The organism is Pontibacter sp. E15-1 (assembly GCF_022601975.1).
Lineage (GTDB): Bacteria > Bacteroidota > Bacteroidia > Cytophagales > Hymenobacteraceae > Pontibacter.
Genome location: NZ_JAKVIR010000003.1, coordinates 13743 through 40726 on the forward strand (window position 1 = coordinate 13743; position 26984 = coordinate 40726).

A 26984-nucleotide genomic window follows, 5' to 3' on the forward strand; every position below is an offset into this window, starting at 1 on the left:
TTATTCGTTTTTCGATAGATCCGGTTGACGTGTGCTACGGCAAATGGCCGCATGTAAAGCGTGCCACCGGGGTATACCCGCTGCACCCCGCCAATAAAAAAGCGCTTCTGCCTGATAGGGCAAAAGCGCTTCTGTATAAGACGTTCGTCTGGTTATTCTGCCTGCTTGCCGCCTGCCTGTGCCTCGGCGTAAGCCTTGTATTTCTTGGCGTCGGTCACTTCGGCTGAGGTAACGTAGTCGGTGATGATTTTGCCATACATCTCGGCCGCCGACGCGAAGTCATTGTCCGTTTCGTAAGCAACACCCGCTTTCATCAGGTACTGTGGCGAAAAGTAAGGGTTGGCGTTGTGGTTTGCCGCTTTCACATACATGTCGGCTGCTTCCTTGTTTTTGCCTTGCTCCAGCAACGCATCGCCTGTCAGGCTGTAGGCACGTGCCTGCAGCAGGTAGTCGTCCGACTCAAACTCTTTCAGATGGTCTGCAGCAGCGGCAAAGTCGCCTTGCTTCAGCAGGGCCACGCCAGCGTAGAAGTTAGCCAGGTTGCCTGCGTCTGTCCCGCTGTACTTGTCCGCGATCTGAAGCAAGCCTTCGTACTGTCCGTCACCGTTCAGGGCTTTGCCCAGGGAGTCGGCCTCGAAATAGTAAACGGCCTGGAACATGGCCTGCTGCGCCTCCTGGTTCTGCGTGTTGCGGTAGTTGTAATACAGGAACCCACCCACAACAATAGCAGCGATCAGGGCGAACACACCGAGCAGTTTCGACTTGTTTTTCTTTACAAAGTCCTCTGAGTGCGCCAGGCGTTCTGCCAATGCATCAGGACTTTCAACCAGTTCTTCAAACTCGCTGTGCTTCTTTACTGTTTCTTTTGCCATTAGAATGATGAAATAATAAATTCAAAATTAGGAATTAAAAACTGTTTTAGACAACATTCCTAATGCCTGAACATCAAAATAATAATTTATAATTCCTGATTCCGAAATAATTGTGTCTTAGTCCATTATGTATGGATAGTCCTTCTCGACGTAGATGTCTGTGTATAGCTCAGACGCCTCCGGGTATGGAGAGTCTTCGGCGAACTGCACAGCCTCTGCCACACGCTGCTTTATTTTGTCGTCGATTTGTTCCAGTTCCTCTTCGGAGGCCCACTTGTTTTCCAGGATGGTGGCTTTCACTGACTCAATCGGGTCTTTGCCTTTGTAGTCTTCCAGCTCCTCTTTGGTTCTGTACTTGGCAGGGTCAGACATGGAGTGGCCTTTGTAGCGGTATGTCCTGAATTCCAGCAGCGTAGGGCCCTCGCCGGCGCGCGCGCGCTCAGCGGCTCTGGCCACGGCCTCATGCACATCCTCTACGCTCATGGCGTTCACCGGCTCCGAGGGCATGTCGTAGGCCTCGCCCAGGGTATACAGGTCGGTTACGTTAGAGGTGCGCTGGACCGAGGTACCCATTGCGTAGCCGTTGTTCTCAATCACGAAGATCACGGGCAACTTCCAGAGCATGGCCATGTTCAGGGCCTCGTGGAACGCCCCCTGGCGCACCGCGCCGTCGCCCATCGAGCACACGCATAGGTTGCCGGTTTTGTTATACTTCTCGGCAAAGGCAATGCCTGCGCCCATCGGTATCTGGGCACCCACAATGCCGTGGCCGCCTATAAAGTTTACTTCCTTGTCGAAGATGTGCATCGAACCGCCCTTGCCTTTGGAGCAGCCAGTGGACTTGGCGAACAACTCGGCCATCACGGCGCCGGGGTCGGTGCCCAATGCCAGCGGATGCGCGTGGTCGCGGTAGGCCGTGATCCACTTGTCGTCTTTGGTGAGCGCGCTCACGGCACCGGCGGCGCACGCCTCCTGCCCGATGTACAGGTGGCAGAAGCCCTTTATCTTCTGTTGGCCATATAGCTGACCGGCTTTTTCCTCGAAGCGGCGCATGAGTTTCATTTGCTCATACCACGTCATGTAGGTTTCCTTTGAAAACTTTGGCTCAGCCTGTACCTTTGCTTTCGGGGCCTTTCCTTTTGCCTTTTCTTTCGTATCAGCCATATGTGTTCGTCTATGCGTTATCTTAAATATTCATTAGCTACCCTCGGGCAGGTTTAACTCTCTTGAATTACGGCAAATATAAGCCGCTAAAAGAATTAGCTTGCGAAATTAAGGAAAAAGATATCAAAGTAGAAACGAATGCTCCTCGAAAATATAAGTTTGCTGTTTTTCAAGAACTATGACGAGGCCGCTGTCAGCTTTTCGGAGCATATCAACTGTTTTATAGGCGACAACGGCAGCGGCAAGACCAATCTGCTGGACGCCATCTACTATCTTTCCATCACCAAAAGCGCTTTTCCGGGCACCGAGTTGCAGAGCATCAAGCAGGGAGAGGATTTTTTCATGGTGAAAGGCCGCTTCGATGTGGAGGGCAAAAAGCACACGGTGCAGGTCAGCCTAAAGCAGGGCCAGAAAAAGACGGTCACACACAACAAGGCGCTCTACGACAAAATAAGCGACCATATCGGGCGGTTTCCGGTGGTGCTCATCTCACCCTACGACACTGACCTGATCCGGGAGGGCAGCGAGGAGCGCCGCAAATACGTTGACAGCCTGATCTCACAGCTGCACCACCCCTACCTGGAGCAGCTGATACAGTATAATTATACCCTGAAACAGCGCAACTCGCTGCTGAAGCAGTTTGCCGAGCGCCGCTACTACGACCGCGATTACCTGCACATCCTGAACGAGCAGCTGGTGCCGCCGGGCGAGCAGCTGGCGCTGGAGCGGCAGAAGTTTCTACAGGAGTTTGTGCCCATCTTCCAAAAACACTACCGCCATATATCCGAGAGCCACGAGGAGGTGAGCCTGACCTACAAAAGTCAGCTACCGGGCGCCGATTTTGCCACCCTGTTGCTGCAGGCCGAGCGCAAGGACCTGGCCCTGCAGCGCACCACCGTGGGCCCGCACAAAGACGATTTCGTGTTTCTGATGGACGGCAACCCCGTGAAAAGCTTCGGCTCGCAGGGCCAGCAGAAAAGCTTTGTCATTGCCCTGAAGCTGGCGCACTTCGAGGTGATTGCCGAGCGGCAGCATCACAAGCCCCTCCTGCTGCTGGACGATATCTTCGACCGCCTTGACGAGAAGCGCATCACGCAGCTCATGCAGATGGTGGCCGCCCATACCTTCGGCCAGATATTTTTAACAGATACCCACCTCGAGCGCACCGACAAAATACTCGCCGGCCTCTCAGAAAGTATCCGTAGATTTGAGGTGAAGGAGGGGGCGGTGAAGGTGATTGGGTGAAGGAAACGCCTCTCTAACGTTCATTTTTTTATTATATTGACATCGAAATTGACGCGATAAAATAGCCCTTAAAAAATGAATAGATTTTTAATTGCTCTGATCTTTCTTTTTGTTGTCTCTCTTGATCTTCATTCACAATCAGTTAGTAAAAGAATTGATATAGAAAAGGTATTCGCAGGACATCGATTCTCTCAGGATGGGCACAAACTTTCCGCAGATGAAATGGTAATGCTCATGAGGGAAAATAAGGAGGCCTATGCAATAATGAGAGCTGCAAAATCAACTAGTACTATTGCTTCAATTTTAGGAGGAGCCGGTGGATTCTTGATAGGGTATCCTGTGGGGTCACATATTGCCGGTGGTGAACCAAACTGGGCAATGGCTGGAATTGGTGCAGGATTGTTTGTAGTTTCCATACCCATCTCGATAAAGTTCAACAGGCTATCGAAAAATGCTGTTGACCTATATAACGCTGGGCTTTATGAAGCGAAACTTCGACAAGGTAAGACTGAATTCCTATTAGGCTCAACTACAAACGGGCATGGTGTAGCCTTGAACTTTTGACTCCTTGGTACCCTAGCATAGACATAACAAGAGTGTTTATATGGTAGGAAAACAAGTAGCTAACGTAATACTTAGGGTAAATCAAGTAATCATGCAACCGGATATATTCTGTATTGAGCAGAAAGAAGTGCCCATTTCTCCTTCCTGCTTTCGTTAATAGATATTTGCCTGTTTGCGTTTATTCCTCCACTCATTCAAAATTAAACCGCCGTGCGCTACGACAATTAGAAAGAGGAGCATTCCATACGTATAGATATATTGTACTAGTCTATTGTGCTTTTAGCTTATGGATTTACAGGAAGAAATAAGAAGCAAAGCAAAAGCCTTCATAGCACTTTGCAGCAGCCATCAGGTGAAGTATCTGTATGCTTTTGGCTCTTCCGTTACAGATCGCTTCGATGAAGAGAAAAGTGACATAGACCTGCTCGTAGAAATTGACGCGGCAGACCCGGTGGAGAGCGGGGAAATGCTGATGTCGCTTTGGGATGAGTTGGAGGCGTTTTTTGACCGGAAAGTAGACCTCCTGACCGAGTCTTGCATCAGAAACCCTTTCTTAAAGAAATCAATCGACGCGACCAAAGTGCTTGTTTATGACGGATCAGGAGAAAAAGTACTTATCTGATATAGTGGAGGCTATCCGTAAAACAGAGCTTTTTGTTCAGGATACTCCTACCTTTGAGGTATACATACAAGACCTTAAAACCCAAAGTGCCGTAGAGCGGCAGTTAAGCATCATTGGCGAAGCTGTTAACAAACTAGAAAAGTTAAACACGCGCATTCCACTTCGGAACACAAGACAGATTGTGGGCTTCAGAAACAGATTGATTCACGCTTACGACGGCATGGACAACACCATTGTGTGGGCAATTTTAAAACGCTATATCCCGTCTTTGAAGGAAGAAGCCATAAAATATTTATCCGTTGGATAGCATTTGCTCTGCTCTCACTTGCTCCATCATACAAAATTCAGTTATTCAAAATTAAACCGCCGTGCGCTACTACAAGAAGAAAGAGGAGATTGACAAGCGACGCGCTGACATACAGCCGATCGGAGACAGCCTGAAGGCGCTGATGAAAGCCTACCGCCTGGACGGGAAGCTGGGCGAGGTGCAGCTGGTGCAGAACTGGGAGAAGGTCATGGGCAAGCCGATTGCCATGAAAACGCAGCAACTCTACTTTAAGGACGGAAAGCTGTTCGTGCGCCTTACCTCCGCCCCCCTCAAACATGAGCTCAACATGTCGAAAAGCAAGGTGATCGAGTTGCTGAACACGGAGGCGGGCTCCGAGGTAGTAAAGGATGTGGTCTTTCTGTAACAGCAACTTGCTTTTGCGTTCCTTCTTGCAATTAGTCAACGGGCCTCTTCGGCACCCTACCGCCTGCCGTATAATTTTACCGTATAGTGGAGTTTAAGCTTGTTTGCAGTTGGCTTTGATGCGCCGCCCTCGATTTTGAAGCGATACAGTGGCAGTGCAGCGCAAGTGCTCCGGACAGGCGCTTAAAACCTGAATGTAGCCCCGCCATGCCTGACACGAAAAAGTACCACGCCGTTTCCTACTCCCGCACCACGCTCACCGAGCTGATGATTCCGAGTTACGCCAATTTTGGCGGGAAAATACACGGCGGTATTCTGTTGTCGCTGATGGATAAGGTGGCCTATGCCTGCGCCGCCAGGCATGCAGGCAACTACTGCGTCACGGTTACGGTGGATGGCGTGCATTTCCTGCAACCCATAGACGTGGGCGAGCTGGTGTCGCTGAAGGCCTCCATAAACTACGTGGGCAACACGTCTTTAACGGTGGGCATCCGGGTAATTGCCGAGAACGTGAAGTCAGGTAAGAAAAAGCACACCAACACCTCCTACTTTACCATGGTGGCCAAAGACGAGCACGAGAAGCCCACCCAGGTGCCCGGCCTCATTTTAGAGACGCGCGAAGACGCCCGCCGTTTTCTGGAAGCCATGAAACGCCGCGAGCTGGGCTTGCGCTACCAGACAGAGTTCTCCAACACCAAAAGCATCCTGCAAGTTGACGAGGAACTGCACCTGCTCCGCGAGCAGCGCTGCCAGCTGGCTTTTGCACATTAATCCTTTCTGTATTTGCCTGCTATTTGCAAGCCGGAACCGGGTTTGCACTCAAATCGCGTACTTCCCAGTGGGTAACGGTTCCCATTTCTCCGATTTCCTTTATAACTTGTAACATTGATTCCATATCTTATACCAAACATGACGACCAAAACTACCTTTAAAACACTACTGACGGCCTTGGTGCTGGCAGGAACCCCGCTATGTATACCTACCCAAAGCCTTGCCCAGGAAGCCGTGCGCCAGGATGACGACATCAAGAAGATGGTGAACGAGCTGTCGGCCGAGAACCTGGAGCAACTGGTCCGGAAGATGGTGAGCTTCGGCACGCGCCATACCCTGAGCACCACCACCAGCAAGAAAGAGGGCATTGGGGCCGCCCGCGAATGGGTAAAATCAGAGTTTGAGAAATACGCCCAGGCCTCCGGCGGACGCATGACCGTGGAGATGGACAGGTTTGTGGTGAAGGCCGACGGACGCCGCATCCCCGCAGACGTGGAAATGGCCAACGTTATGGCCACCCTGAAAGGCACCGACCCCACCGATACCCGTGTGATTATCGTGGGCGGCCACCTGGACTCGCGCGCGACCGATGTGATGGACGCCAAAAGCAAGGCCCCCGGCGCCAACGACGATGCCTCTGGCGTGGCCATGGTGATGGAGATGGCCCGCGTGATGGCATCCAGGAAATTCCCGGCGACGCTGGTGTTTGTGGCGTTTCAGGGGGAAGAGCAGGGCCTGTATGGCTCCAGGCACCTTTCAGAGCGCGCCCAGCAGGAAGGCTGGAACCTGATCGCGATGCAGAACAACGACATCGTGGGCAACTCCTACTCCGCCGAGACAGGTATACATGACAATTCCCGTGTGCGCATTTTCAGCGAGGGCACCCCGGCCAACGAAACAGAGGAACAGGCAAAGCTCCGCAGAACACTCGGTGCCGAAAACGACAGCCCGAGCCGCAACCTGGCCCGCTACATGGAGACCGTCGGTGAGAAGTATGTCGATCAGTTGGATGTGGTGCTGGTGCACCGCGCCGACCGCTTCCTGCGTGGCGGCGACCATACCCCCTTTAACCAGCAGGGCTTCACGGCGGTGCGCATGAGCGAGATGAACGAGGACTTCGACCACCAGCACCAGGATGTGCGCAAGGAAAACAATGTGCAGTACGGCGACCTGCCCGAGTATATGGACTTTGGCTACCTGCGCAAGAACGCCGGCGTGAACCTGGCCAGTATGGCAAGCCTGGGCTGGGCCCCCGCCGCCCCCGAAAAGGTAGGCGTAGTCACGTCGAACCTGACCAACAAGACAGACCTGCAGTGGGAAGCCCCTGCCAAAGGGCCGAAGCCAGCCGGGTATAACGTGCTGCTACGCACGACCAACAGCCCGAACTGGGAAAAGAAGTTTTTCGTGAAAGACACCAAAGCAACGCTGCCATACTCCAAAGACAACTACTTCTTTTCGGTGCAGTCTGTAGATGCGGAAGGGCATGCCAGCCTGCCGGTTTTGCCCACTCCTGTGCGTTAGGTATAAGCATCTGCCCAAACATAAAGGGCATCGCCTGCAAAGGTATAAGCCCCAACATTAGAAAAGCAGCCCTAAATGGGGCTGCTTTTCTAATGTTGGGGGTACTGATGTCGGGTACTTATATTTTGGATACTCTGGCTGCGGCCGACGTTTCGGCGGTAATGCGTGGCTTGCCTTTGTAAAAGACAGCGCTGGCTCCTGAGGCATCGATGTCCAGCAACTCTTTGGCGTATACCTTTACTTTGCTGGCACCGCTGGCGTCAACGCGCACGTGCCTGGCCTCCAGTGCGGCAAGCTCTGCCTTCGACGCGCCCGATAGGTTCATGTCCACTTTGTCGGCGTCACCGGTAAACTCTACCTTGCTGGCACCGCTCATGTCTGCCTTCAGTTCCTTCGCATGGAGTTCCATCGTGACTTTGGAGGCTCCGCTCAGGTCGAGTTCCAGGTCATTCATCTTAAAAGCCGACATGCCGATTACCTTCACGCCGCCACTCAGATGGATGCTGTTCAGCTCCCGAATCGTGATATAGGCTTTCATGCCCTTGTTGGTGGAGATGCCTTTGTCGTTGTAAATGTGCAGCACGCCGTTGCGCACCTCTGTTTTGATGTTTTGCAGCAGGTTCTCCTCTGCCTCAATGCGCAGGCGCTCCTGATTGCCCTGGGTAATTTCTACGGTAAAGCCACCGCTCACCTCAATCCCCTTAAAGCCCGACACTTTTCTGTCCTGTGCCTGTATGTTACCGTTTCCGCGCAATTGCTGGGCCATCAGCGGGGCATCTACTAAAAGAAGGGCCAGAACAAGCGCGCAGGCTGTAGCGAGATAAAATTGAATAATCTTCATAGTTGTATTTTGCTATAGTGAAAAATAGTTTAGGCGCGGTAAGAAGGCGTGAAGCCCTGCAAGCGTAGTAGTTAGAAAGATGCAGGTTTGGGCAGAAGGTTGCCTGAGGGGGAGAAAAAAAATTATCGGCCCGCGAAAGGGAACAGGCTACCGTAGCGCCTGAGGCCGTGGGCGCAGCGGTTTGTTTAAAATCGCTGCGAAGCCAAGCCCGCCAAACGCGTAGGCCGCCACGTCGAGGGCGTCGGCGGTATAAAGGGGTTTGTACAGCGGCAGGAGCAGCTCGAAGCATACGCTGAAAGCAGCCCAGGCAAACACCACCTGCCACCGGGGGAGCACCATCGCCGGGTTCCGGAAATAGGCGCGTTGCACCACCAGCACGAGTTGGAGCGTGATCGGCAGGCACAGCAGGTCGTCGAGGTGGGTATGGAGCGGCCAGATGTATACCTGTGCCTGCTCCAGCCCCTGGTTGAGGCAGAACAGCAGCAGGCAGCTCAGAAAAAACGGATGAAGGAGGCTTCGCATCGGCTGCTGCTAAACGGCCACCAGAAACACGCTCAGCATCAGGCTGCCTATCACCAACAGGAAGATCTCGGTGGGCGTGAGGCTCTTGAGCCACCACCACCGCGAGCGGGGGCCGGTGCCCAGCACTTGTCCGCAGCTGGGGCACTGCTTTGCGCCAGGCGGCACCGGTTCTCCGCAGTTAGGGCAGGTTCTGGTTTGGTTCTCGTGTGGTATCGGCATGGCAGCAGTATGGTATGATGGCAAAAAACAGACGGGCTGTTACGCATAGTATACCCCGCTGCGGCGGTTGGGTTTTGGCGCAGCGGCCCGCCAGTATAACCTTCAGTAGCTTTCCCCGGTACATCCTTACCAAACAAAAAGCCATGACACAGACAAAAACAGACAACGCATACTATACCATCAAGCGCGGCGAGAGCCCGCTGGTGGGCACCGCCATCCACAGCGGCCACGACGTGCGCCCCAACATCAGCAACCTGTTTGCGCTGGCCGCCGAGGAGCGCTTGCGCGAGGAAGATCCGCATACCGACGAGTGGGTGGTGATCACGGACAACCAGATTATCGGGCACAATTCGCGCTTTGAGCTGGACCTGAACCGCTCGCCCGAAAAGGCCATTTACCGCCAGCCCGAGGACGCCTGGGGCCTGGAGGTATGGCAGGACGAACTGCCCGACGACCTGGCGCAGGAGTCGATGAGCCGCTACGACCAGTTTTATGCCGACGTGAAACAAATGCTGACCGAGCTGAAAGAGAAACACGGCTGCTTTGTGGTATATGACCTGCACACCTACAACCACAAGCGCGAAGGCGCCCACGGCCCCGCCGCCGACCCGGCAGAGAACCCCGAGGTGAACATCGGAACCGGCAACATGAACCGTGAGAAATGGGCACCCGTGGTGGAGGCGTTTATAGAGAACCTCAGCGCCTACAGCTACGAGGGCCGCCACCTGGATGTGCGCGAGAACGTGAAGTTCAAGGGAGGCTACTTCATGCGCTGGATCCACGACACCTTCGGCGACAGTGCCTGCGTGATGAGCATCGAGTTTAAGAAGTTCTTTATGGATGAGTGGAGCGGCACCCCCGACCATGGGCAAGTGCAGGAAATCCGGAAGGCGCTGGAGCATACCACCAGGCCGGTGTTGCAGGCATTGGCTCAGGTATGCCCGTCGTAGTTGCTGGTTGTTGATTGTTAATTGTTATACGGCGGCAAGGCCCCCGCTAGTGTGTAGGGCTGTTAAGTTCTAAGAGTTGGTAGTGTGCCTTTACGTAAGGTTTCAAAACACCAAAATAACAATTCTCCCCTTGAGGGGAGTTAGAGGGGTGTTTACTCTTTGCGAAAAGTACTTTTTGCTGGCTTTACACCCCTGCGGTCCCCTCAAGGGGACAATTTTCGTTAGAACTTAACGGCCCTACCCGCTAGTGCGAGCTTGTAGCTCGTACTTTCAACAGAGCACAAACTACAAGCTTGCGCCAGCGCAGAGGGCAAGTTTTCCTGGCGCGGGTTTCCGACCCGTGCCTTTTAATGAAAGTGAAGTCTCCGACTTCATGCGCCTGCAGGGCGCAAGCGCTACGCAGCAAAGGCCCTTGCTAAACTTGGTTATACCTAACGCGGCTTTGCCATACTTTTCCCATGGCTCCCGCGAGTCTGGAGACTCGCTTTCATACTTAGTCACGGGTCGGAAACCCGCGCCAGAGAATCATACTTAAAACAAAAATGCCAGACACCATCTCCGATAGTTTCATAAAAAAAGTAAGCCGTAGCCTGAAGCGGGGCAAGCAGGTACACCGGCGGCTGCCCGAGGGCGGGCTGGTATACATCGACCGGCCTCTCCCCTTCCTGGTGCTCTACCGCCACCCTGCCGGCAACCCCGACCATGCCACCGCCGACTTTGTGAAGGCCACCGCCTCCTACATCATCGCAAAAGAGGAGCAGACACCCCAAATCCGGATGCTGGTGCAGGAAATTGCCCAGGAGATGGCCGACCAGTTTGGCGCCTTCATGATTCTGGAGGTGCAGGCGGCCCGCTCAGCCAACGCGGCCACGCCCCTATTCCGGGTGCTGGGGCCGGAGCTGCAACTCCCCGCCACCGTTGACACTCTGACCTCGGAGCTCAAGGGCATCAAGATCGGCGGCATACCCACCACCGTGGAAACAACCTCGAACCACCAGCTGATGCAGGAGCCCCGCTGCGTGATGCCGGAAGAGGAACTGAAAAAGCACGGCGTTCTGCTGCTGGGCCTGGAGCTGAAACCGATCTACAAGGATGCCGTGACGGGCAAGGCCTACCCCCTGCTGCTGCGCACGCTACGCGAGAAAATAGCCAACGCCATCAAGAAAACGGTGTTTAATTTCGTGAGCGTGCAGACCACCCACAAGCCCATTCACTTTCAGGCGCTGGGGCGGCAGGCAGTAAACCGTGCGGTGTGGCGCATCGACAAGCAGCTGACCAGCATCAGCGACCAGTTCCAGTTTCTGCTGCTCGTGACGCCGGTCAACAACCAGGCGGCCTGGGAGGAGTTCTGCAAGAGCAAGTACAGCAAGGCGCCCACCTTCCACTACCGCCTGATGCCCGTGGATGCCGAAAAGCTGAAGCGTGACCTCTACAACATCAAAATCGAGAAGGTAGACGACCCCACGCTGGCCTTCCTCTTCCGGGACAAGCGCCATGAGCTGGACAAGATGCTGACCATGCTCGCCGACCGCAACTCGCCCAATTTTATGTATAGCAGCATGCAACTGTATGGCGGCGTGGACGGCCAGCTGCTGAAAATAGCCGAGGGCATTCTGGCGGCCCTCCCCGAGCCTACTCCCAAAGCTGGTATCGACATCATACCCGTGCCGGAGTTTGCGGCCCTGGCCGAGCAGGAAATCGCTTTTCTAAAGGCGCAGTACAAAGGCGTGGACTCGGGCGTGGATGTCCGGGACGATATTGTGGGCCTGATCGTGTCGAAGGGCAGGCTGAACGTGGGCACCGACGCCAAAATACCGCGCCACCGGGCCCAGGCCCTGATTCAGCACGAAGTGGGCACCCATATCCTGACCTACTACAACGGCAAGGCGCAGCCTCTGCAGCAACTGTACGTGGGCAGCCCCGGCTACGAGGAACTGCAGGAAGGATTGGCGGTGCTGAGCGAGTGGCTGGTAGGCGGCCTGGACCACGAGCGGATGCGCATCTTGGCGGCGCGCGTGCTGACGGTATACCACCTCACCAAGGGCGCCAGCTTCACCGACAACTTCTGGCGCCTGAAAGACCAGTATAAGTTCGACGATGAGGCGGCTTTCGACGTGACCATGCGCGTGCACCGCGGGGGCGGCCTCACCAAAGACGCCGTGTACCTGCGCGGCCTCGTGCACCTGCTCGACTACCTGCAAAAGGGCAACGAACTGGAGCCGCTGCTCATCGGCAAGATCCGGCAGGACTATATCCCGATTGTGCAGGAACTAATCTACCGCAAGGTGCTGCGGCCCGTGCCGATAAAACCCCGCTATCTGCTCGACCCGGCCATCCAGCCCAAACTAGAACAACTTAAAGCGGGCATATCAGTATTTAACCTACTATAAAAAGACAATTTTTCTACAAGGCTGCCGGACGGAAAAGTTACGTATACCCATACCGCCCCATCACAGGCTTTGTGGGAATTGTCCCGATACTGGCATCTAATAAAAAAGCACTTATAACATGACGATAGGATTTGTAGTAAACGATGTAAACACCGAAAAAGCCTCTTATACCACCGTTTTCCTGGCGCAGCGCATGCACAACCGTGGCCATACGGTATACCTGATGGGCGTGGGCGACCTGGCTTATTACCCCGACGGCTACATGGGCGCCACAGCCGTGCAAGCCGACCCCAAGCACAAGTATAAATCCTGCAACACCTACCTGGAGGCCATCCAGGATGAGAAGCGGGAGCGGGTGCGCGTCACAGCCCCGGACCTGGACGTGCTCATGCTCCGCAACGACCCCTCCTCGGAAGCCGAGGGCCGCGGCTGGGCACAGAACTCCGGCATCATCTTCGGGCAGCTGGCCCTGCGCCACGGCGTGATCGTGCTAAACGACCCGACCAAGCTCTCCGACGCCGTGAACAAGATGTATTTCCAGCACTTCCCGGAGGCCGTGCGGCCGCGCACGCTCATCACCCGCGACAAAGACGAGATCAAGGCGTTTTACAACGAACTCCAGAGCAGCATCATCCTAAAGCCGCTGCAGGGCTCCGGCGGCTCGGGCGTGTTTATGGTGAAGAAGGAGGACGCCACCAACCTGAACCAGATTGTGGAGGCCATTAGCCGCGACGGCTACGTGATCGCGCAGGAATACCTGCCGGAGGCCACTGAGGGCGACGTGCGCCTGTTTGTGATGAACGGTGAGGCCTTGCAGCACAAAGGGAAGTACTGCGCCATACGCCGCGTGAACAGCAAAGACGACATCCGGAGCAACATGCACGCGGGCGGTTCGGCGGTGGCCGCAAAAGTAGACCAGCGCATGCTCGATCTGGTGGAGCTCGTAAAGCCAAAGCTGATTCAGGACGGCATGTTCCTGGTAGGCCTCGACATTGTGGGCGACAAGCTGATGGAGATCAACGTGTTCAGCCCCGGCGCCCTGCCCGATGCCAGCGAGATTGAGGGTGTGGATTTCTCGGAGCCGATTATCGAGGCGCTGGAGAAAAAAGTGCACTACAAGAAAACCTACGGCGTGCAGGTGAACAATAAAACCGTGGCGATGATCTGATAAGATGCATTGTCTGCCCGGGCGCGCTGCTACAGCAAGATGGCTAAGCTAACATGGTATAAACGCCGTTGGCTTAGCCATTTTTTATACCTCCTGCCGTGCATATAACAATCCCGGGGAAACATGTTGCCGCAACAGAACCCGAAAGGCACCTCGGGGAAAGGGCTTTCGGTGGATGCGCATAAAATATTTTAGCATCTAAAGTCCTAATTATAAATATGTTAAGAAAAAATCAGGGAGTGATGCTGAAAAACTTTCAGCATTTCGTTTTTAAACACGAAACAAAAGTGTAGTTTTGCACCCGATTTAAGGAGAAGGAATTTCTGAAAAGCTAATATATACAACAGCTGTTATACATACAAGCACTGTTACACATATTTCTCTTTTCATCCTGCGGCCTTGCATCCAGAGAACCGGCATTAGCTTATAAAAACAGGTTTCCGGCCTAAAAAAGAAGTTTTTTATACATACGATAAGGTTAGTAAAGTTTAGATTAGTTTGTTTTAAGGTGAGAGAAGGCCCCAACATTAGTTGGGGCTTTTCTCATATTATAGCCTCTAGTATTTAAGGCAAAGCCATTTGGAGCCTTGCACCCGCGCCCGAAGCTCGACTCGAAAAGGCTTGGCGCAGTAGGTTTTATACTATTCAGGGATCGTGTGGGCTATAGCTTTGGCATCACGTAAAGCCAGGCTGCTGCCACCGCCAGCGGTAGTAGCGTCAGGATGATTTTGAGAACAAAGCCCGGAGTCGGGGTGCCCGCCGCCCAGGAATGCCGCCCCAAGACGTAGCGGGCACTGACCACCAGCGCGCACAGCACCAGCCCCGACAGCACGCCATGCACCAGCAGCACATAGGACGTCAGGCTAGAGTCGCGGTGGGGTATGATTTGCCATAGCCTGAGCACCCAGGGCACCTGCGCCAGCAGACACAGTAGCGCCACTGTAGCCCCGATCCGCATCTTGTACAGCGTGAGCCACGAGGCCACACCGAACAGAGCCATCGCTCCCACCAGGGCGGCGTCGGAGTATACCGAGTGCGGCACCCCGCCATACCCCCTGAAGAAAAGGATGAAGGTGGCCACGGCAACGCCCGTCAGGAAATAGAGCAGGTATCTGGTCATAGGTGTATCATACTGCAAAATGACTATTTCAGATACTTTAAACGAACAAAAGCGAACCATGATTGCGGCATCGCCCCGACACGCCCATCCATTCATGTAGTTTGCCCAACTTACAGGCGCATCCTCCAAACAAAAGTATATACCGCCTGTATAGCTATAGGCAGAGACTGCAAAGTCGCGAGAAAACAATATGAGCGATACCACGAAAGGAACAAGAGACAAGTCAGCCCAGCAGGGACAAGAGGCAAAAAAGAGCTTCCGGGAGCAGTTGGGCGCCCTAAAGAACCTGCCCAAGTTCTTTCGCCTGATCTGGGACACGAGCAAGCGTATGACGCTGGCCAACGTGCTGCTGCGCCTGTTCAAATCCGCGCTGCCCATCACCATGCTCTATATCGGCAAGCTGATTATTGACGAGGTGGTGCGCCTGATCGACGTGGTGGGCGAGCGCGAGCTGCGCTATTTGTGGGTGCTGGTAGCGGCGGAGCTGGGGCTGGCGGTGCTGTCGGACCTGATTAACCGGGGCATTACGCTGATGGACAGCCTGCTGGGCGACCTGTTCTCGAACCGCACCTCTGTGTCGCTGATCGAGCACGCGGCCACCCTGGACCTGGCGCAGTTCGAAGACGCCACTTTCTACGACAAGCTGGAGCGGGCGCGGCGGCAAACGGTGTCGCGCGTGGTGCTCATGTCGCAGGTGCTGTCGCAGCTGCAGGATATCGTGACGATCGCCTTCCTGGCCGTCGGCCTGATCGCGTTCAACCCCTGGCTTATCCTGATCCTGCTGGTGGCCGTGGTGCCCTCGTTTCTGGGCGAGACGCACTTTAACGAGCGCACCTACTCGCTCTCCCGCTCCTGGACGCCCGAGCGCCGCGAGCTGGATTACTTGCGCTACATCGGGGCCTCCGACGAAACGGCCAAGGAAATCAAGACGTTTAACCTCTCCGGCTTTCTGGCGGGCCGCTTCAAAGAGCTTTCAGACAGATACTACCTCCTGAACAAGGGCCTGACGGTAAAACGGGCCGTCTGGGGCAGCGCCCTCTCCGCCCTCGGCACCCTCGCCTACTACGGGGCCTATGTGTTCATCCTCTTCGAGACGGTGATGGGCGCGATCACGATAGGTAGCCTCACGTTCCTGGCGGGCTCGTTCAGCAACATGCGCAGCCTGCTGCAGGGCATCATGACGCGCTTCTCGCAGATAGCCGAGAGCGCCCTGTACCTGCAGGACCTATTCGATTTTCTGGAGCTGAAACCGCAGATCACGCCGCCTGCCAACCCACTGCCCATTCCGCAGCCTATCCGGCAGGGCTTCACGTTCGAGAATGTCGGCTTTAAGTACCACAACAGTGAGCGCTGGGCGGTGCGGCACCTGTCTTTCCACTTGCAGGCGGGCGAAAAGCTGGCGCTGGTGGGCGAGAACGGCGCAGGCAAAACCACGCTGGTGAAACTGCTGGCCAGGTTGTATGAACCCACCGAGGGCCGTATCCTGTTGGATGGCGTAGACCTCCGCGACTACGACCTGGCTGATTTGCGCCATCAGGTCGGTACCATTTTCCAGGATTATGTGCGCTTCCAGATGACGGCCTCCGACAACATCGCCATCGGCCAGATCAGCAATATCCTGGACAAGGACCGCATCCAGGGCTCTGCCCAGAAGAGCCTCGCCGATCTCGTGATTCAGCGGCTACCGGACAAGTATGACCAGGTATTGGGCAAGCGCTTCAGCAAAGGCGTGGAACTGTCGGGGGGCGAGTGGCAGAAAGTGGCGCTGGCCCGTGCCTACATGCGCGACGCGCAACTGCTGATACTGGACGAGCCAACCTCGGCTTTGGATGCCCGCGCGGAGCACGAGGTGTTCCTGCGCTTCTCGGAGCTGATTGAGGGCCGCACGGCCGTGCTCATCTCCCACCGCTTTTCCACGGTGCGCATGGCCGACCGCATTCTCTTTCTGGAGCAGGGGCAGCTGAAGGAGCTCGGTTCGCATGAGGAGCTGCTGGCCCAGCAGGGCAAATACGCGGAACTGTTCCAGTTGCAGGCGAAAGGGTACTTGTAATCTTCTTGCCGGAGCTTTTGTGCAGTCCATCCTGATCAAAACCCTGCAAAAACGGTTACTTGGGTGGCGTATACGCTACTGGCGCATCGCTGCGCGTCACATCTTCTCTCCCTCGGGCTCAGTCTTCAGCTTGTGTTTAAGCGCTATTCTATGACTGACGCTAAAGCTGAGCACCTCTCTGTCTAAAAACTGGTGTTGCGCGGGGCGCTGCTGGAACAATTTCATATACCCTGCCTCAAGGTTTGCGTGCTTGTGCACCGCGTAATTCATACCGACATACAGTCTGTTCTGGTCGAACAGGGTATGGCTGACGTGGCTGGCAGGCTTGACGTAAACCTCCTCGCTCAATTTTACCTTCAGTGGCAGTTGCCTGAGGCGGGCCACCTGATACTCAAGCCCAAGCCGGTACCTGACCCGGTAACTCGCGGTATACCCATCCGCCAGTTCTCCGTTGGCTGTATTCCTGATAAAGCGCTCCTCAACCCGGAGGCGGTGCCCAATACTAAACGCGCGGAAGGGCTGCCTGTAGTCTATCTGGATATGCGGCCGCAACTCTGGTATGGTAAGCCTCTCTGCCGCCGTGAGGGCACGGGGGCTTTGCAAAAAGTAAGAAAAGCCCGCGGATGCATTCCACTTCTCAGTAAGGGCATAATGCAGGTGGCTACTCGCATGGGCTTGCTGCTGCGCATCCGGTTTCCTGAACCTCCACTCGTGCAGTTCCGTCGTAAGTGTCCATTTTGAGCTAAACTCCAGCGTATTGTTGTAGGAGTACCATGCCAGCTGTTGCCGTGTCACCTGCCTGCCTGTGCTCTGCGCGCACACCGAGGCAACGATGAACAACCCTACCACCGCCAGACATATACCACGCACTTTTATCATAGCTCTTACCAATGGCCTATACCCCCACTCCGCGTTTCGCACCACCACATGAAAACAAGTTCCTGCTATTGTGCTTTGCCGCAAGCGTTTAGCGCAAATGTAGCGATTTGACTAACCTCCTGTACATGCTGTGATCATTTTGCCAAAATCACCGAAGTCACGCTAGCCTGCATGAGGCCGGTGAGGTTCCGCTTTCTGCCGCTATGACCGGGAGAAAGGTTACTGCGCGCAAGCCTCTTGCCTCTGTAATAGTTGTCAAAGTCCTGCCATTAGGCTGCCTACACCAAATTTCCGGATGTATAAAGTGTTTTTTCACAAAACAATATAACAATCTTTATAAACGCCTCGTTTTATTAGGGTAGCATGTCATTCATACAGAGTGATTTACCTTCCGTTGCTTCTTAATCAGAAGAGTGCCGCACCTGCTCCCTGCCAACCAGCCCCGCCCCCTGTTTTATCTCTAATCGTTTTATACCTATGAAATTTAGCCGTTCCTTATTGCTCCTTGCCAGCTTCTTTATCGTTCTTACATCCTGCCATAAGGATGACTATTTTACGCCTGAGCCACCAGGGGTAGACATCGATCCGGATGACTTTGTGATGCATATCTCGAACCCGTACTTCCCGTTAGTGCCGGGCACGACCTATTACTATGTGAACACCAGCGAAGAGGACGGAGAGACCAGCACCGAGGACCTAAAGGTTGAAGTTACTCACGACACCAAAGTGATTATGGGCGTTACCTGCCGGGTGGTGCATGATGTGGCCACCGATGAAGACGGCAACGTGATTGAAGATACCTTCGACTGGTATGCCCAGGACAAAAGAGGAAATGTGTGGTACTTCGGCGAGGATACCAAGGCCTATGAGGATGGCGAGGTAAGCACCGCCGGCTCCTGGGAAGCGGGCGTGGACGGCGCAGAGCCTGGCATTCTTATGTATGCCAAACCACTGGCACATCGGGGCGAGCCCTATTACCAGGAGTTTTACCCCGGCGTGGCCGTAGACCAGGCCATTGTGCTTGATGCCAATAACACCGTGGAAGTACCGTATGGCACGTTCACAAACTGCCTCCGCACAAAGGAATTTACGGCCCTGGAGCCCGGCGTTGCAGAAAATAAGTATTATGCCAAAGGCGTCGGGTTTGTGCTCGCTGTGAAAGTGGAAGGTGGAAACGATCGGGAAGAGTTAGTCCGAATTACACACTAGCCATATGCCATACCTGCCTCATTCCATCAAATCTGCAGTGCAGAACTGGTCTTGCCCGGCCGTTTTGGGCAAGGAGTGCGGCAGTGTATGCTGAACGCTGTGTTGTAAACGTCTTTCGTGTGTTCCACCCGATGTCTGGGGCGGCCTCAAGCTAACTTCCGATTGCCCGGTATCCTGCTTGAGGCCGTTCTGACGTTCTGGCCAAGCAAAAATCTGGGATATAATACCATCATCGAATGGATTTTGCGCTTTGAAGTATTTCTGCAGTGTTTACTATCTGCTGTTACAAAATGCCCTTTTTTGTCCCCCTTTGAAGGGGGTTAGGGGGATGATACTCCCTGCGGACATTCATATGTGTGGTATTTTAGAAGCTATTTCTCATCAAGCAAGAACACGAAAGGTTATTCTGGCCACCTTTCATCCCCCTGCCCCCTTCAAAGGGGGACTTTTACGAACTGCGCGACTCTCCTGCGTTACGGCAGATTTGACTGTGCAATATATGTTTGATAGTGGGATCTACCTGCTCTTCAAAAAAAGCAAGGTTATGCATCAGTATTCAGGAAGTTCGTGATTTTGGAGTCAGTAAACACTGGCGCAGGCGTCCACCTTGTGTTTCCATGTGATATGCGGCAGGTTATTGCATTGTGGGTCACAAGCGGACGCCTGCACCATAGATATGCGTATCGATCAATTGATATTGGTATAACTACCTCAACCCACTCTCCACGTGGAACATCCGGGTATACCTATATATCTTATGCCATTATCAAGTGATTGGTATGTTTCGATCCATATACCACTGCTCGCGGTTCATCCAGCCTTTCGTTGTTCCTTCGGATTTTCTAGTACCCGTATCGTATCTCGCTCAAACGCCTGGGAAGGAATGCATGGAGCAGCGTTTCTGACTTAGGCTGATGGTATGGCTTTCTGGCCAAATAACAAACCCCTTATCCCAGTTCTCAATAAGTATGCGGTATGCGTCTTTATCAATTGATTTTGGCGCTGGGTCAGAAAGGAAAGAAATAGGGCAGTATGAGGGAGGCCAGCAGCCAGAAGAGCAGGTTAAGCGGCGTACCCACCTTTAAATAATCGGAGAAGCGGTAATTGCCCGGACCATAGATCATCGTGTTGGTCTGGTAGCCCATCGGAGTCATAAAGCTGAGGGAAGCGCCATAGGCCACGGCCATCAGGAAAGGCCGGGCACTCACGCCCATTTCGTGGGCAGCCACAATGGCGATGGGGGCCAACAGGGCCGCGGTGGCGTTGTTCGACATAAAATTGGTGGTCATGAAGGTGATGAAGAAGAAAACCGACAGCAACGCATGCGGCCCATAGTCGCCAACGCCCGCAATCAGGAAATCGGCCAGCAGCTTGGCAGCCCCGGTTTTCTCGAGAGCGGCCCCCATCGAGAGCACCCCCGCCAGCATGAAAATGACTTTCCAGTCGATCGCCTTGTATACCTCATCTGCCCGGATACACCTGAAGAGAATCAACAGCACTACGCCCGCCAGAGCGCTCAGCGCAATGGGCATCATATTCGTGGCCGCCGTCATGACCACGCCCACACTGATGATCATCACCGGTATGATTTTGCTGTAATTGAAAGGGCTCCGCTCGGTCTGTGAGATAATGAGGAGATCATCGTTTTTTCGGAGTTTTTCTGCCTGGTGCTGGTTGGCGGCGATAAGGAGCACGTCGCCGGCGGAGAGCTTGATGTGTGAGGGCTTCTCGTTCACTATCTCGTCGCGGTGGCGGATCGCCAGCACCGATGCCCCGTGGTTGGCCGCCCTGAAGTCCAGCTCTTTCAACGACTTCCCCTCCATATAGGAATTTGGCGTTACGATGGCCTCATATAGCTTGCTGTCGTGCAGGTGCAGGTCGTCATCCTGGACCTTTCGCTCCGATTTGAGCTTGATGCCCTTTTCCTGTTTCAGCATCTTCAGCTTCTCCACCCCGCAGCGCACTTTCAGCACGTCGTTGGCCTGTAAGATAAGCGATGGAGACACCTCCAGCTTATGCTTCCGGCGGGTTACCTGCATCACAAACACATCCAGGTTCTGCACCAGCCCCAGCGTCTTGAGCGGCTCCCCCACCGCGGGCGAGTCTGGTTGCAACACCACCTCCGTCAGGTAGTGCCCCAGGTTGAAGTCCTCGGTCAGGTCGGTCACCAGCTTGCGGTTAGGCAGCAGGTGCCTCCCCACAAAAAACATATACACGATGCCCACCAGCAGAAACCAGATGCCCGCCGAGGTGAACTCAAACATCTGCAAGGGTTTCTCGCCCTGCACTTCGGCAATGCCGCTAACCAGTATGTTGGTGGAGGTGCCGATAAGGGTGCACACTCCTCCGAGCAGGGCACCAAAGGAGAGCGGCATCAGCAGTTTGGAGGGGCTTACATGAATGTCGTGGCTCACTTGTATCACCACGGGCATGAGCAGCGCCACCACAGCGGTATCGTTGATGAACGCAGACAGTGTCCCGGCAATGACCATAAGGGCAAGCAGGCAAAGCAGGTAGTTTTTACGGCCGATGCGGGTAAGGCCGATGCCGATGCTGTTCAGCGCCCCGGATTTGAAAATGGCGGAGCTGACCACGAACATGGCAGCCACCGTTATGGTGGCGGGGTTGCTGAACCCCGCGAAGCCCTCGGCCGGTGTGAGGATGCCCGTCAGCATGAACAGCACCATGATCAGAATCGCCACTGTGTCGATTGACAGGCGCTCAGACACAAACAGAACAACTGCCAGCGTAATAATCCCAAGCACTAAGGCGATTTCGAAGGTCATAGGCGCAGTAACATAGCGTTGACGGCCCGTAAGGATGTTACGGCCATACATACCACAAACAGGTTTCAGCAACCTGTTGGCAATCAGCATTCAACGCGGGAGTTTTCGTATTTGCTGATACGGCTAAACCTGCAAAAAGCTATTATATTTTTGTGGACAGTGTTTGGGGTTAAGATGGGATCAGGCGTTTAGCCAAGCTTTGGCTTTCTGTATAGACGTAAAAGTCATCGCCTCTAAAGTTGTTTTTCCGCTGATTTCCTCCACCTGAAGCGTGGCTATGCGGTCGGAGGGGAAGACTTGCGCGGCTTTCCCGGGCCCTGCCTCCTGCATCATGTTTCGGGCTTTTATATGCAGGCTACTCAGCCGCAGTGGGTGCGTAAGCATGGTCCGCAGGTCCAGGAGCAGGCTAAAGCCTGTCTTTGCCATCCGAAGGGCTTTTTGGACATCATCCAGGTATTGCGGCACGATTTCGGGGTTTTTCCAGAATCCCTTCACCGTCAGGTAAACCCGATTCGTGCTATAATCATACAAAAGCTCATAACGTGGGTTATGAGCTACTATGAGCAGGGCCTCGCCTGAGGACGCGTGTGGGTCTGGATCGTACATAAAGTTCTTCTTGTTTACGTACGGCTTCTGCGCATGCTTTTGATAATGCGGTGTTCTTGTTAGAGGATTAAAGGATTAAACAGGTTATAAGGCCAGTTTGCCGGCGAGGCTATGGAGGATGCCATTTTCCAGTTGGGTGGCTGGCTTTTCAAGGCGCACCCCGTCTATCAGGGTATAGTTTTTCTTGCGGTAGATGGTGATTTTGGTGCGCGCCAGTGTTTCGAGGGTGGCCCCGTCTTTAAAGTCACTCTCCTGATATATCCCTTTCAGGATATGGCCTGAGAGAATTGCCCTGAGACGGGCAGTGGGCAGTTGCTCCAATGCCTTTAGTTCGGCTTCGGGCGGTGCCAACAGGGTATAAGGATTATTGTCTGAGAGAATCGGGGTGAGCCCGGCTTTTGTGATCAGGCTTGCCAGTACAGGCCTCTCCTGCATAATATACTGCATCAGGGTCGTGCGCTGGGTTTGCCCTGCCGCTGCACGGTCTGCCAGCGCTGTCGGCATGCACAGCACCAGCAGCATGGCCGCTACGGCAAATAGTATAGACAGTGGATGGCGGTATGATTTCATTGGCTTAGAGCATTACCCTCTGGATAGGTATACGCAAACCCGCCGCTGGCAGCTACAGACTTTGGCTGCCAGGCCTTTAAAAAGAGTGCAATTACGCAGGGTACTAAAACAGGCGCCAGTTGCTTATTTGCTCGAAGAAGGCAGACAGTGCCTGCGGCACCAGCACCAGGCTCAGCAAAAACCCATACACAGCGCCATACAAGTGGGCATCGTGGTTGATGTTATCGCCCATCTTTTTACCGGAGAAGTAGGAATACATCAGGTAGAGCACACCCAGTATAAACCCGGGGATACACAACAAGCCATACAGGCAAATGTCATTGGTCGGATAAAAGAAGATGCTGGAGAACACAATGGCCGCCACCCCACCCGAGGCTCCTAACGCGCGGTATGGCGGGTCGTTGCGGTGCTTGAAAAAGGTGGGAATATCAGACACAACAATGCCACCCAGGTAGATGAGCAAGTATAGCAAAATACCTATTTCCGCACCAAATATAACCTTGAACGTCTGCTCCACCGCCTGCCCGAAAAAGAAGAACGTGAACATGTTGAAGAACAGGTGCGTCATGTCGGAGTGCAGGAAACCGGAAGTCAGGAAGCGGTACCAGGAGTTTTCGCGCTGCACGGCGTACGGCTGAAAAATCCATTTATGCATCAGGCTTTCATTCTGCCAGGCATAAAAGGAGATGCCTACGGTGATGATGATGAGTATAAGGGTAACGCTCATTTTCTAATTTTGAATAACTGAATTTTGAATGGCTGAATTGTTAAATGGCTGACCACTTGAAAGCATTTATACCTGTACAAGATCAATTTTTAAAAGCCAGCCATTATTTCACAGGCGAACCAACAACTCAACCATCAAACCATTTAACAATTTAAGAATCTCGCTCCATCAGTTGCAGGGCCAGGCCGCGAATGGTGGAGGTACGGTCTTCGGGCAGCTGGATGGCATCCAGGTGGTGCAGGGCCTTTCGGAAGTAGTGGTCTATCTCCTGCTCGGTCTGGTGCCGGATGTTAAGCTGGTTGTAGATGCCGGTAATGGCTTCCACTTTCTCCTCGGCAATACTGTCGTCTGTCTTGTCGCGCCAGTTGATGATGGTTTGCCGCTGCGCTGCGTTGGCCTGCTCCAGTGCCGTCAGCATAAGGTATGTTTTCTTGTCCGCCAGGATATCGCCGCCTACCTGCTTGCCAAACTTGGCTTTGTCGCCATACACGTCCAGCAGGTCATCGCGGAGCTGGAAGGCGATCCCGATGTTCTTGCCAAAGGCTTTCAGGTTCTCGGCATCCGCAACAGGCGCGTTTTGCAGCACGGCGCCCAGCTCCAGGCTCAGGCCCAGCAGCACGGCAGTTTTCAGCGTGATCATATGGATGTACTCCGGAATGCTCACCTGCTCGCGGCGCTCGAAGTTCATGTCCAGCTGCTGGCCCTCGCATACCTGCGCAGCCGTCTCGCTGAACAGCTCCAGCACCCGGGCCAGCTGGCTTTGCTCCACGCCCAGCAGCAGTTGGTAGGCGCGCACCAGCATCACGTCGCCGGAGAGAATGGCAGTGTTGGCATCCCACTTCTCGTGCACGGTTTGCTCGCCACGGCGCAGCGGGGCCTTGTCCATGATGTCGTCGTGCATGAGCGTGAAGTTGTGGAAAACCTCTACTGCCGCTGCCGGCAATAGGGCCTTGTCCACATCCTCAGCATACATTTTGGCAGCTAAAAGCACCAGCATGGGCCGGATACGCTTGCCACCGAGCGCCATGATATACCGGATCGGCTCATATAGCTCCACGGGGTGCTCGCCGTAGCGAAGCGTGGATAAGGTATGGCTTATCTTCTCGGAAAGGGTACTGATATCCACAGGATGCTTAATGGTTTTTCAGGGTTTGAACTAGCTCCAGGTCAATGGTGCGGTCGGCCAGGTTGGCGCTCTTAACTTCTACCAGCACCTCATCGCCAAACGAGATAATGCGCTTGTTCTGGCGGCCGATGATGCGGTAGTTGCTCGCGTCCAGCTCATAATAGTCGTCGTTCAGGTCCGACAGACGCACCATGCCCTCGCACTTGTTCTCTTCGATCTCCACAAATATACCCCATTCCGTAACGCCAGACACAATGCCTTTGTACTGGTTTCCGATGGTGTCTTTCATGAACTCCACCTGCTTGTACTTGATCGAGGCGCGCTCGGCGTCGGCGGCGCGTTTCTCCATCTCGGAGGAGTGGCGGCAACGCTCTTCGTAGGCTTCCTTGTCTTCGGAGTTTCCCCCGTCGAGGTAATGCTGCAGCAGGCGGTGCGCCATCATATCGGGGTAGCGGCGGATGGGCGAGGTGAAGTGCGAGTAATGGTCGAAGGCCAGACCGAAGTGGCCCTCGGGCTCGGTGCTGTATTTTGCCTTGGCCATCGTGCGGATGGCCAGGTTCTGCAGCACGCTCTGCTCCGGCTTTCCTTCAATTTCCTCCGTCAGGTTGTTCAGCTCTTCCGAGATGTCGCCATCAGGATCCACGTTATACCCAAACTTGCGGGCAAATAGCGAGAAGGTGGTCAGTTTGTCCGGGTCCGGGTTGCCGTGCGTACGGTATACCATGGTAGGGCGGCGTTTGCCTTTGCCCAGGTTATACACATACTCCGCCACCTTTTTGTTGGCCAGCAGCATGTATTCCTCAATCAGCTTGTGGGCATCTTTGCGCTCTTTCACATACACCGAAAGCGGCCGCCCGTTCTCGTCGAGGTTAAACTTCACCTCAGTTGTCTCGAAGCTGATGGCCCCGTTTTTAAAGCGCTTGTCCTTCAGTTTTTTGGCGATGCTGTTCATGATGTTGATTTCCTCGGCAAAGTCGCCCTCGCCGGTCTCGATGCGCTCCTGCGCCTCCTCGTAAGCGAAGCGGCGGTCTGAGTAAATCACGGTGCGGCCATACCAGGTATCATACAGCTTGCCGTGCTCGTCCAGCTCAAACACCACCGAGAACGTCAGCTTTTCTTCATTTGGCCTAAGCGAGCAAAGCCCGTTAGAAAGGCGCTCCGGCAACATCGGAATGGTCCTGTCCACGAGGTATACCGATGTGGCTCTGTGGAAAGCCTCTTTCTCCAGGATACTCTTGGGCACCACGTAGTGCGTTACGTCGGCAATGTGCACGCCTATCTCGTAACGGCCGTTCTCCAGTTTCTGGATAGACAGCGCATCGTCAAAGTCCTTGGCATCGGCAGGGTCAATGGTGAAGGTGGTTATGCCCCGGAAATCGCGGCGCTTGGCAATCTCAGCCTCCGTTATTTTGTCGGAGATGGTTTCTGCCTCTTCCTCCACCGTCTCGTTAAACTCAAACGGCAAACCGAACTCAGCCATGATGGAGTGGATCTCCGCCTCGTTCTCGCCTGCCGGTCCGAACACGCGAATGACCTCGCCCGTCGGGTTTTTGTCGGGCTTGTCAGGCCACTCCACTATCTTCACCAGCACCTTGTCGCCAGACTGCGCACCGTTCAGGCCGCGCTCGCCCACAAACACGTCAAAGTACAGTTTCTTGAAATCGGGCACCACGAAGCCGAAGTTCTTCGACAGCTGCATGATGCCGACAAGCTCGGTGCGGGAGCGCTCCAATACCTCGATCACGACACCCTCCTGGCGGCCACCGCGCACCGTTGGCGACACCTCCACCTTCACGGTGTCGCCGTCCATGGCGTATTTCAGCTTTTCCCGGAACACGCGCACGTCATCCTCGCGCCCTTCCGACACCACGTAGGCGTATTTGCTGTTGGCCAGGTCCACGCGGCCCGTAATGATGTCCACTTTCAGGTTCATCATGTACTTGTCGCCGTCGGTTGGCAATAACTTATTCTCTTTTACTAAATCGGACAGCATGCTCTTTACCTGGTCACGGCCTTTCTGGTCTACTACCCCCAGGCGGCGGCATAAGGTGCGCTCGGTAAATACGGTATCGGGGCTGTTGGAGAATACCTCCAGCACCAGCGCTTTGGCTGATTTAGGGGCTCTATTGCGGTCAGAGGAGCCTCCGCCGCGCTTAGAAGATGATTTCCCTCTTGATGAGCTTTTTCCTTTTGATGATTCGCCCCGTCCTCTGGAGCTGTTGCGATCGTCGCGGCTGTTACTCTCGTCGCCGCTTCTGTTACTTTTTTTACTTCTCATGTATCTCGTTAATGCATCTTGCTGGCCACTAGCGTAGTGCCCACATCTACTACAAGCTTAAGCTTAAATAGTTTGTTTACTATACGCCGGATG

Annotated in this window: 25 protein-coding genes; 12 read left to right on the forward strand and 13 right to left on the reverse strand. The window is 54.3% G+C overall.

Annotation, left to right across the window (positions count from 1 at the left end; all coding sequences use genetic code 11):
- Positions 1 to 152 precede the first annotated feature (152 nt).
- The gene (locus MKJ04_RS02710) at positions 153 to 872 is read right to left on the reverse strand and encodes a tetratricopeptide repeat protein (RefSeq protein WP_241639101.1); all 720 of its coding nucleotides are present in this window, start codon (positions 870 to 872) and stop codon (positions 153 to 155) included.
- A gap of 117 nt (positions 873 to 989) precedes the next feature.
- The gene (gene pdhA / locus MKJ04_RS02715; RefSeq protein ID WP_241639102.1) at positions 990 to 2036 is read right to left on the reverse strand and encodes a pyruvate dehydrogenase (acetyl-transferring) E1 component subunit alpha; all 1047 of its coding nucleotides are present in this window, start codon (positions 2034 to 2036) and stop codon (positions 990 to 992) included.
- 138 nt (positions 2037 to 2174) lie between these two features.
- Here pdhA and recF point away from each other — a divergent pair, with 138 nt between their 5' ends.
- The 7 genes from recF (at position 2175) to MKJ04_RS02750 (ending at position 7450) form a co-directional block, all read left to right on the forward strand.
- Positions 2175 to 3281, forward strand: coding sequence for a DNA replication/repair protein RecF (gene recF, locus MKJ04_RS02720; RefSeq protein ID WP_241639105.1), 1107 nt, complete (start codon positions 2175 to 2177; stop codon positions 3279 to 3281).
- 75 nt (positions 3282 to 3356) lie between these two features.
- The gene (locus MKJ04_RS02725) at positions 3357 to 3845 is read left to right on the forward strand and encodes a hypothetical protein (protein ID WP_241639108.1); all 489 of its coding nucleotides are present in this window, start codon (positions 3357 to 3359) and stop codon (positions 3843 to 3845) included.
- A 286-nt stretch (positions 3846 to 4131) separates the two neighbouring features.
- Entirely contained in the window at positions 4132 to 4467 is a 336-nt protein-coding gene (locus MKJ04_RS02730; protein ID WP_241639110.1) for a nucleotidyltransferase family protein, read from the forward strand.
- Positions 4436 to 4774 carry a DUF86 domain-containing protein gene (locus tag MKJ04_RS02735; RefSeq protein WP_241639112.1) on the forward strand — a complete coding sequence of 113 codons (339 nt, stop codon included), beginning with the start codon at positions 4436 to 4438 and terminating at the stop codon, positions 4772 to 4774. Before MKJ04_RS02730 ends, MKJ04_RS02735 begins: the two co-directional genes overlap by 32 nt.
- A gap of 61 nt (positions 4775 to 4835) precedes the next feature.
- Positions 4836 to 5159, forward strand: coding sequence for a DUF721 domain-containing protein (locus MKJ04_RS02740; protein WP_241639114.1), 324 nt, complete (start codon positions 4836 to 4838; stop codon positions 5157 to 5159).
- 206 nt (positions 5160 to 5365) lie between these two features.
- Positions 5366 to 5929: an acyl-CoA thioesterase gene (locus tag MKJ04_RS02745; RefSeq protein WP_241639117.1), complete on the forward strand. Its 564-nt coding sequence runs from the start codon at positions 5366 to 5368 to the stop codon at positions 5927 to 5929.
- A gap of 138 nt (positions 5930 to 6067) precedes the next feature.
- The gene (locus tag MKJ04_RS02750) at positions 6068 to 7450 is read left to right on the forward strand and encodes a M28 family metallopeptidase (protein ID WP_241639120.1); all 1383 of its coding nucleotides are present in this window, start codon (positions 6068 to 6070) and stop codon (positions 7448 to 7450) included.
- Positions 7451 to 7568: 118 nt separating this feature from the next.
- Here MKJ04_RS02750 and MKJ04_RS02755 read toward each other — a convergent pair whose 3' ends face one another.
- The 3 genes from MKJ04_RS02755 to MKJ04_RS02765 all read right to left on the reverse strand — a co-directional run bounded on the left by MKJ04_RS02755 (position 7569) and on the right by MKJ04_RS02765 (position 9032).
- Positions 7569 to 8291, reverse strand: coding sequence for a head GIN domain-containing protein (locus MKJ04_RS02755; RefSeq protein WP_241639122.1), 723 nt, complete (start codon positions 8289 to 8291; stop codon positions 7569 to 7571).
- A gap of 147 nt (positions 8292 to 8438) precedes the next feature.
- On the reverse strand, positions 8439 to 8813 hold the full coding sequence (locus tag MKJ04_RS02760) for a hypothetical protein (protein ID WP_241639125.1): 375 nt from the start codon (positions 8811 to 8813) through the stop codon (positions 8439 to 8441).
- A 9-nt stretch (positions 8814 to 8822) separates the two neighbouring features.
- Positions 8823 to 9032: a zinc-ribbon domain-containing protein gene (locus tag MKJ04_RS02765; protein WP_241639128.1), complete on the reverse strand. Its 210-nt coding sequence runs from the start codon at positions 9030 to 9032 to the stop codon at positions 8823 to 8825.
- 143 nt (positions 9033 to 9175) lie between these two features.
- Between MKJ04_RS02765 and MKJ04_RS02770 the strand changes: the two genes are divergently transcribed.
- From MKJ04_RS02770 to MKJ04_RS02780, 3 genes are all read left to right on the forward strand, one after another.
- A complete protein-coding gene (locus MKJ04_RS02770; RefSeq protein ID WP_241639131.1) occupies positions 9176 to 9982 on the forward strand; it encodes an N-formylglutamate amidohydrolase in 807 nt (268 codons plus the stop codon).
- Between the two features lie 542 nt (positions 9983 to 10524).
- A complete protein-coding gene (locus MKJ04_RS02775; protein WP_241639132.1) occupies positions 10525 to 12372 on the forward strand; it encodes a flavohemoglobin expression-modulating QEGLA motif protein in 1848 nt (615 codons plus the stop codon).
- Positions 12373 to 12490: 118 nt separating this feature from the next.
- Entirely contained in the window at positions 12491 to 13540 is a 1050-nt protein-coding gene (locus MKJ04_RS02780) for a glutathione synthetase (RefSeq protein WP_241639135.1), read from the forward strand.
- A 661-nt stretch (positions 13541 to 14201) separates the two neighbouring features.
- Here the strand turns inward: MKJ04_RS02780 and MKJ04_RS02785 are convergent.
- On the reverse strand, positions 14202 to 14660 hold the full coding sequence (locus tag MKJ04_RS02785) for a hypothetical protein (protein ID WP_241639139.1): 459 nt from the start codon (positions 14658 to 14660) through the stop codon (positions 14202 to 14204).
- Between the two features lie 190 nt (positions 14661 to 14850).
- Between MKJ04_RS02785 and MKJ04_RS02790 the strand changes: the two genes are divergently transcribed.
- Positions 14851 to 16710, forward strand: coding sequence for an ABC transporter ATP-binding protein (locus tag MKJ04_RS02790; protein WP_241639142.1), 1860 nt, complete (start codon positions 14851 to 14853; stop codon positions 16708 to 16710).
- Positions 16711 to 16806: 96 nt separating this feature from the next.
- Here the strand turns inward: MKJ04_RS02790 and MKJ04_RS02795 are convergent, their stop codons facing one another.
- The gene (locus MKJ04_RS02795; protein WP_241639144.1) at positions 16807 to 17589 is read right to left on the reverse strand and encodes a DUF2490 domain-containing protein; all 783 of its coding nucleotides are present in this window, start codon (positions 17587 to 17589) and stop codon (positions 16807 to 16809) included.
- A 477-nt stretch (positions 17590 to 18066) separates the two neighbouring features.
- Between MKJ04_RS02795 and MKJ04_RS02800 the strand changes: the two genes are divergently transcribed.
- The gene (locus MKJ04_RS02800; protein ID WP_241639146.1) at positions 18067 to 18798 is read left to right on the forward strand and encodes a hypothetical protein; all 732 of its coding nucleotides are present in this window, start codon (positions 18067 to 18069) and stop codon (positions 18796 to 18798) included.
- A 1007-nt stretch (positions 18799 to 19805) separates the two neighbouring features.
- Here MKJ04_RS02800 and MKJ04_RS02805 read toward each other — a convergent pair.
- From MKJ04_RS02805 to rnr, 6 genes are all read right to left on the reverse strand, one after another.
- A complete protein-coding gene (locus MKJ04_RS02805; RefSeq protein ID WP_241639148.1) occupies positions 19806 to 21584 on the reverse strand; it encodes an SLC13 family permease in 1779 nt (592 codons plus the stop codon).
- Positions 21585 to 21764: 180 nt separating this feature from the next.
- Entirely contained in the window at positions 21765 to 22190 is a 426-nt protein-coding gene (locus MKJ04_RS02810) for a hypothetical protein (RefSeq protein ID WP_241639150.1), read from the reverse strand.
- An 84-nt stretch (positions 22191 to 22274) separates the two neighbouring features.
- A complete protein-coding gene (locus MKJ04_RS02815; RefSeq protein ID WP_241639152.1) occupies positions 22275 to 22760 on the reverse strand; it encodes a fasciclin domain-containing protein in 486 nt (161 codons plus the stop codon).
- A 103-nt stretch (positions 22761 to 22863) separates the two neighbouring features.
- A complete protein-coding gene (locus tag MKJ04_RS02820; protein WP_241639154.1) occupies positions 22864 to 23487 on the reverse strand; it encodes a rhomboid family intramembrane serine protease in 624 nt (207 codons plus the stop codon).
- 151 nt (positions 23488 to 23638) lie between these two features.
- Positions 23639 to 24613, reverse strand: a complete 975-nt coding sequence (locus tag MKJ04_RS02825) for a polyprenyl synthetase family protein (protein WP_241639156.1) — start codon at positions 24611 to 24613, stop codon at positions 23639 to 23641.
- A 7-nt stretch (positions 24614 to 24620) separates the two neighbouring features.
- Complete coding sequence (gene rnr, locus MKJ04_RS02830; RefSeq protein ID WP_241639157.1) at positions 24621 to 26891, reverse strand: ribonuclease R; 2271 nt, start codon at positions 26889 to 26891, stop codon at positions 24621 to 24623.
- Positions 26892 to 26984: the final 93 nt, after the last annotated feature.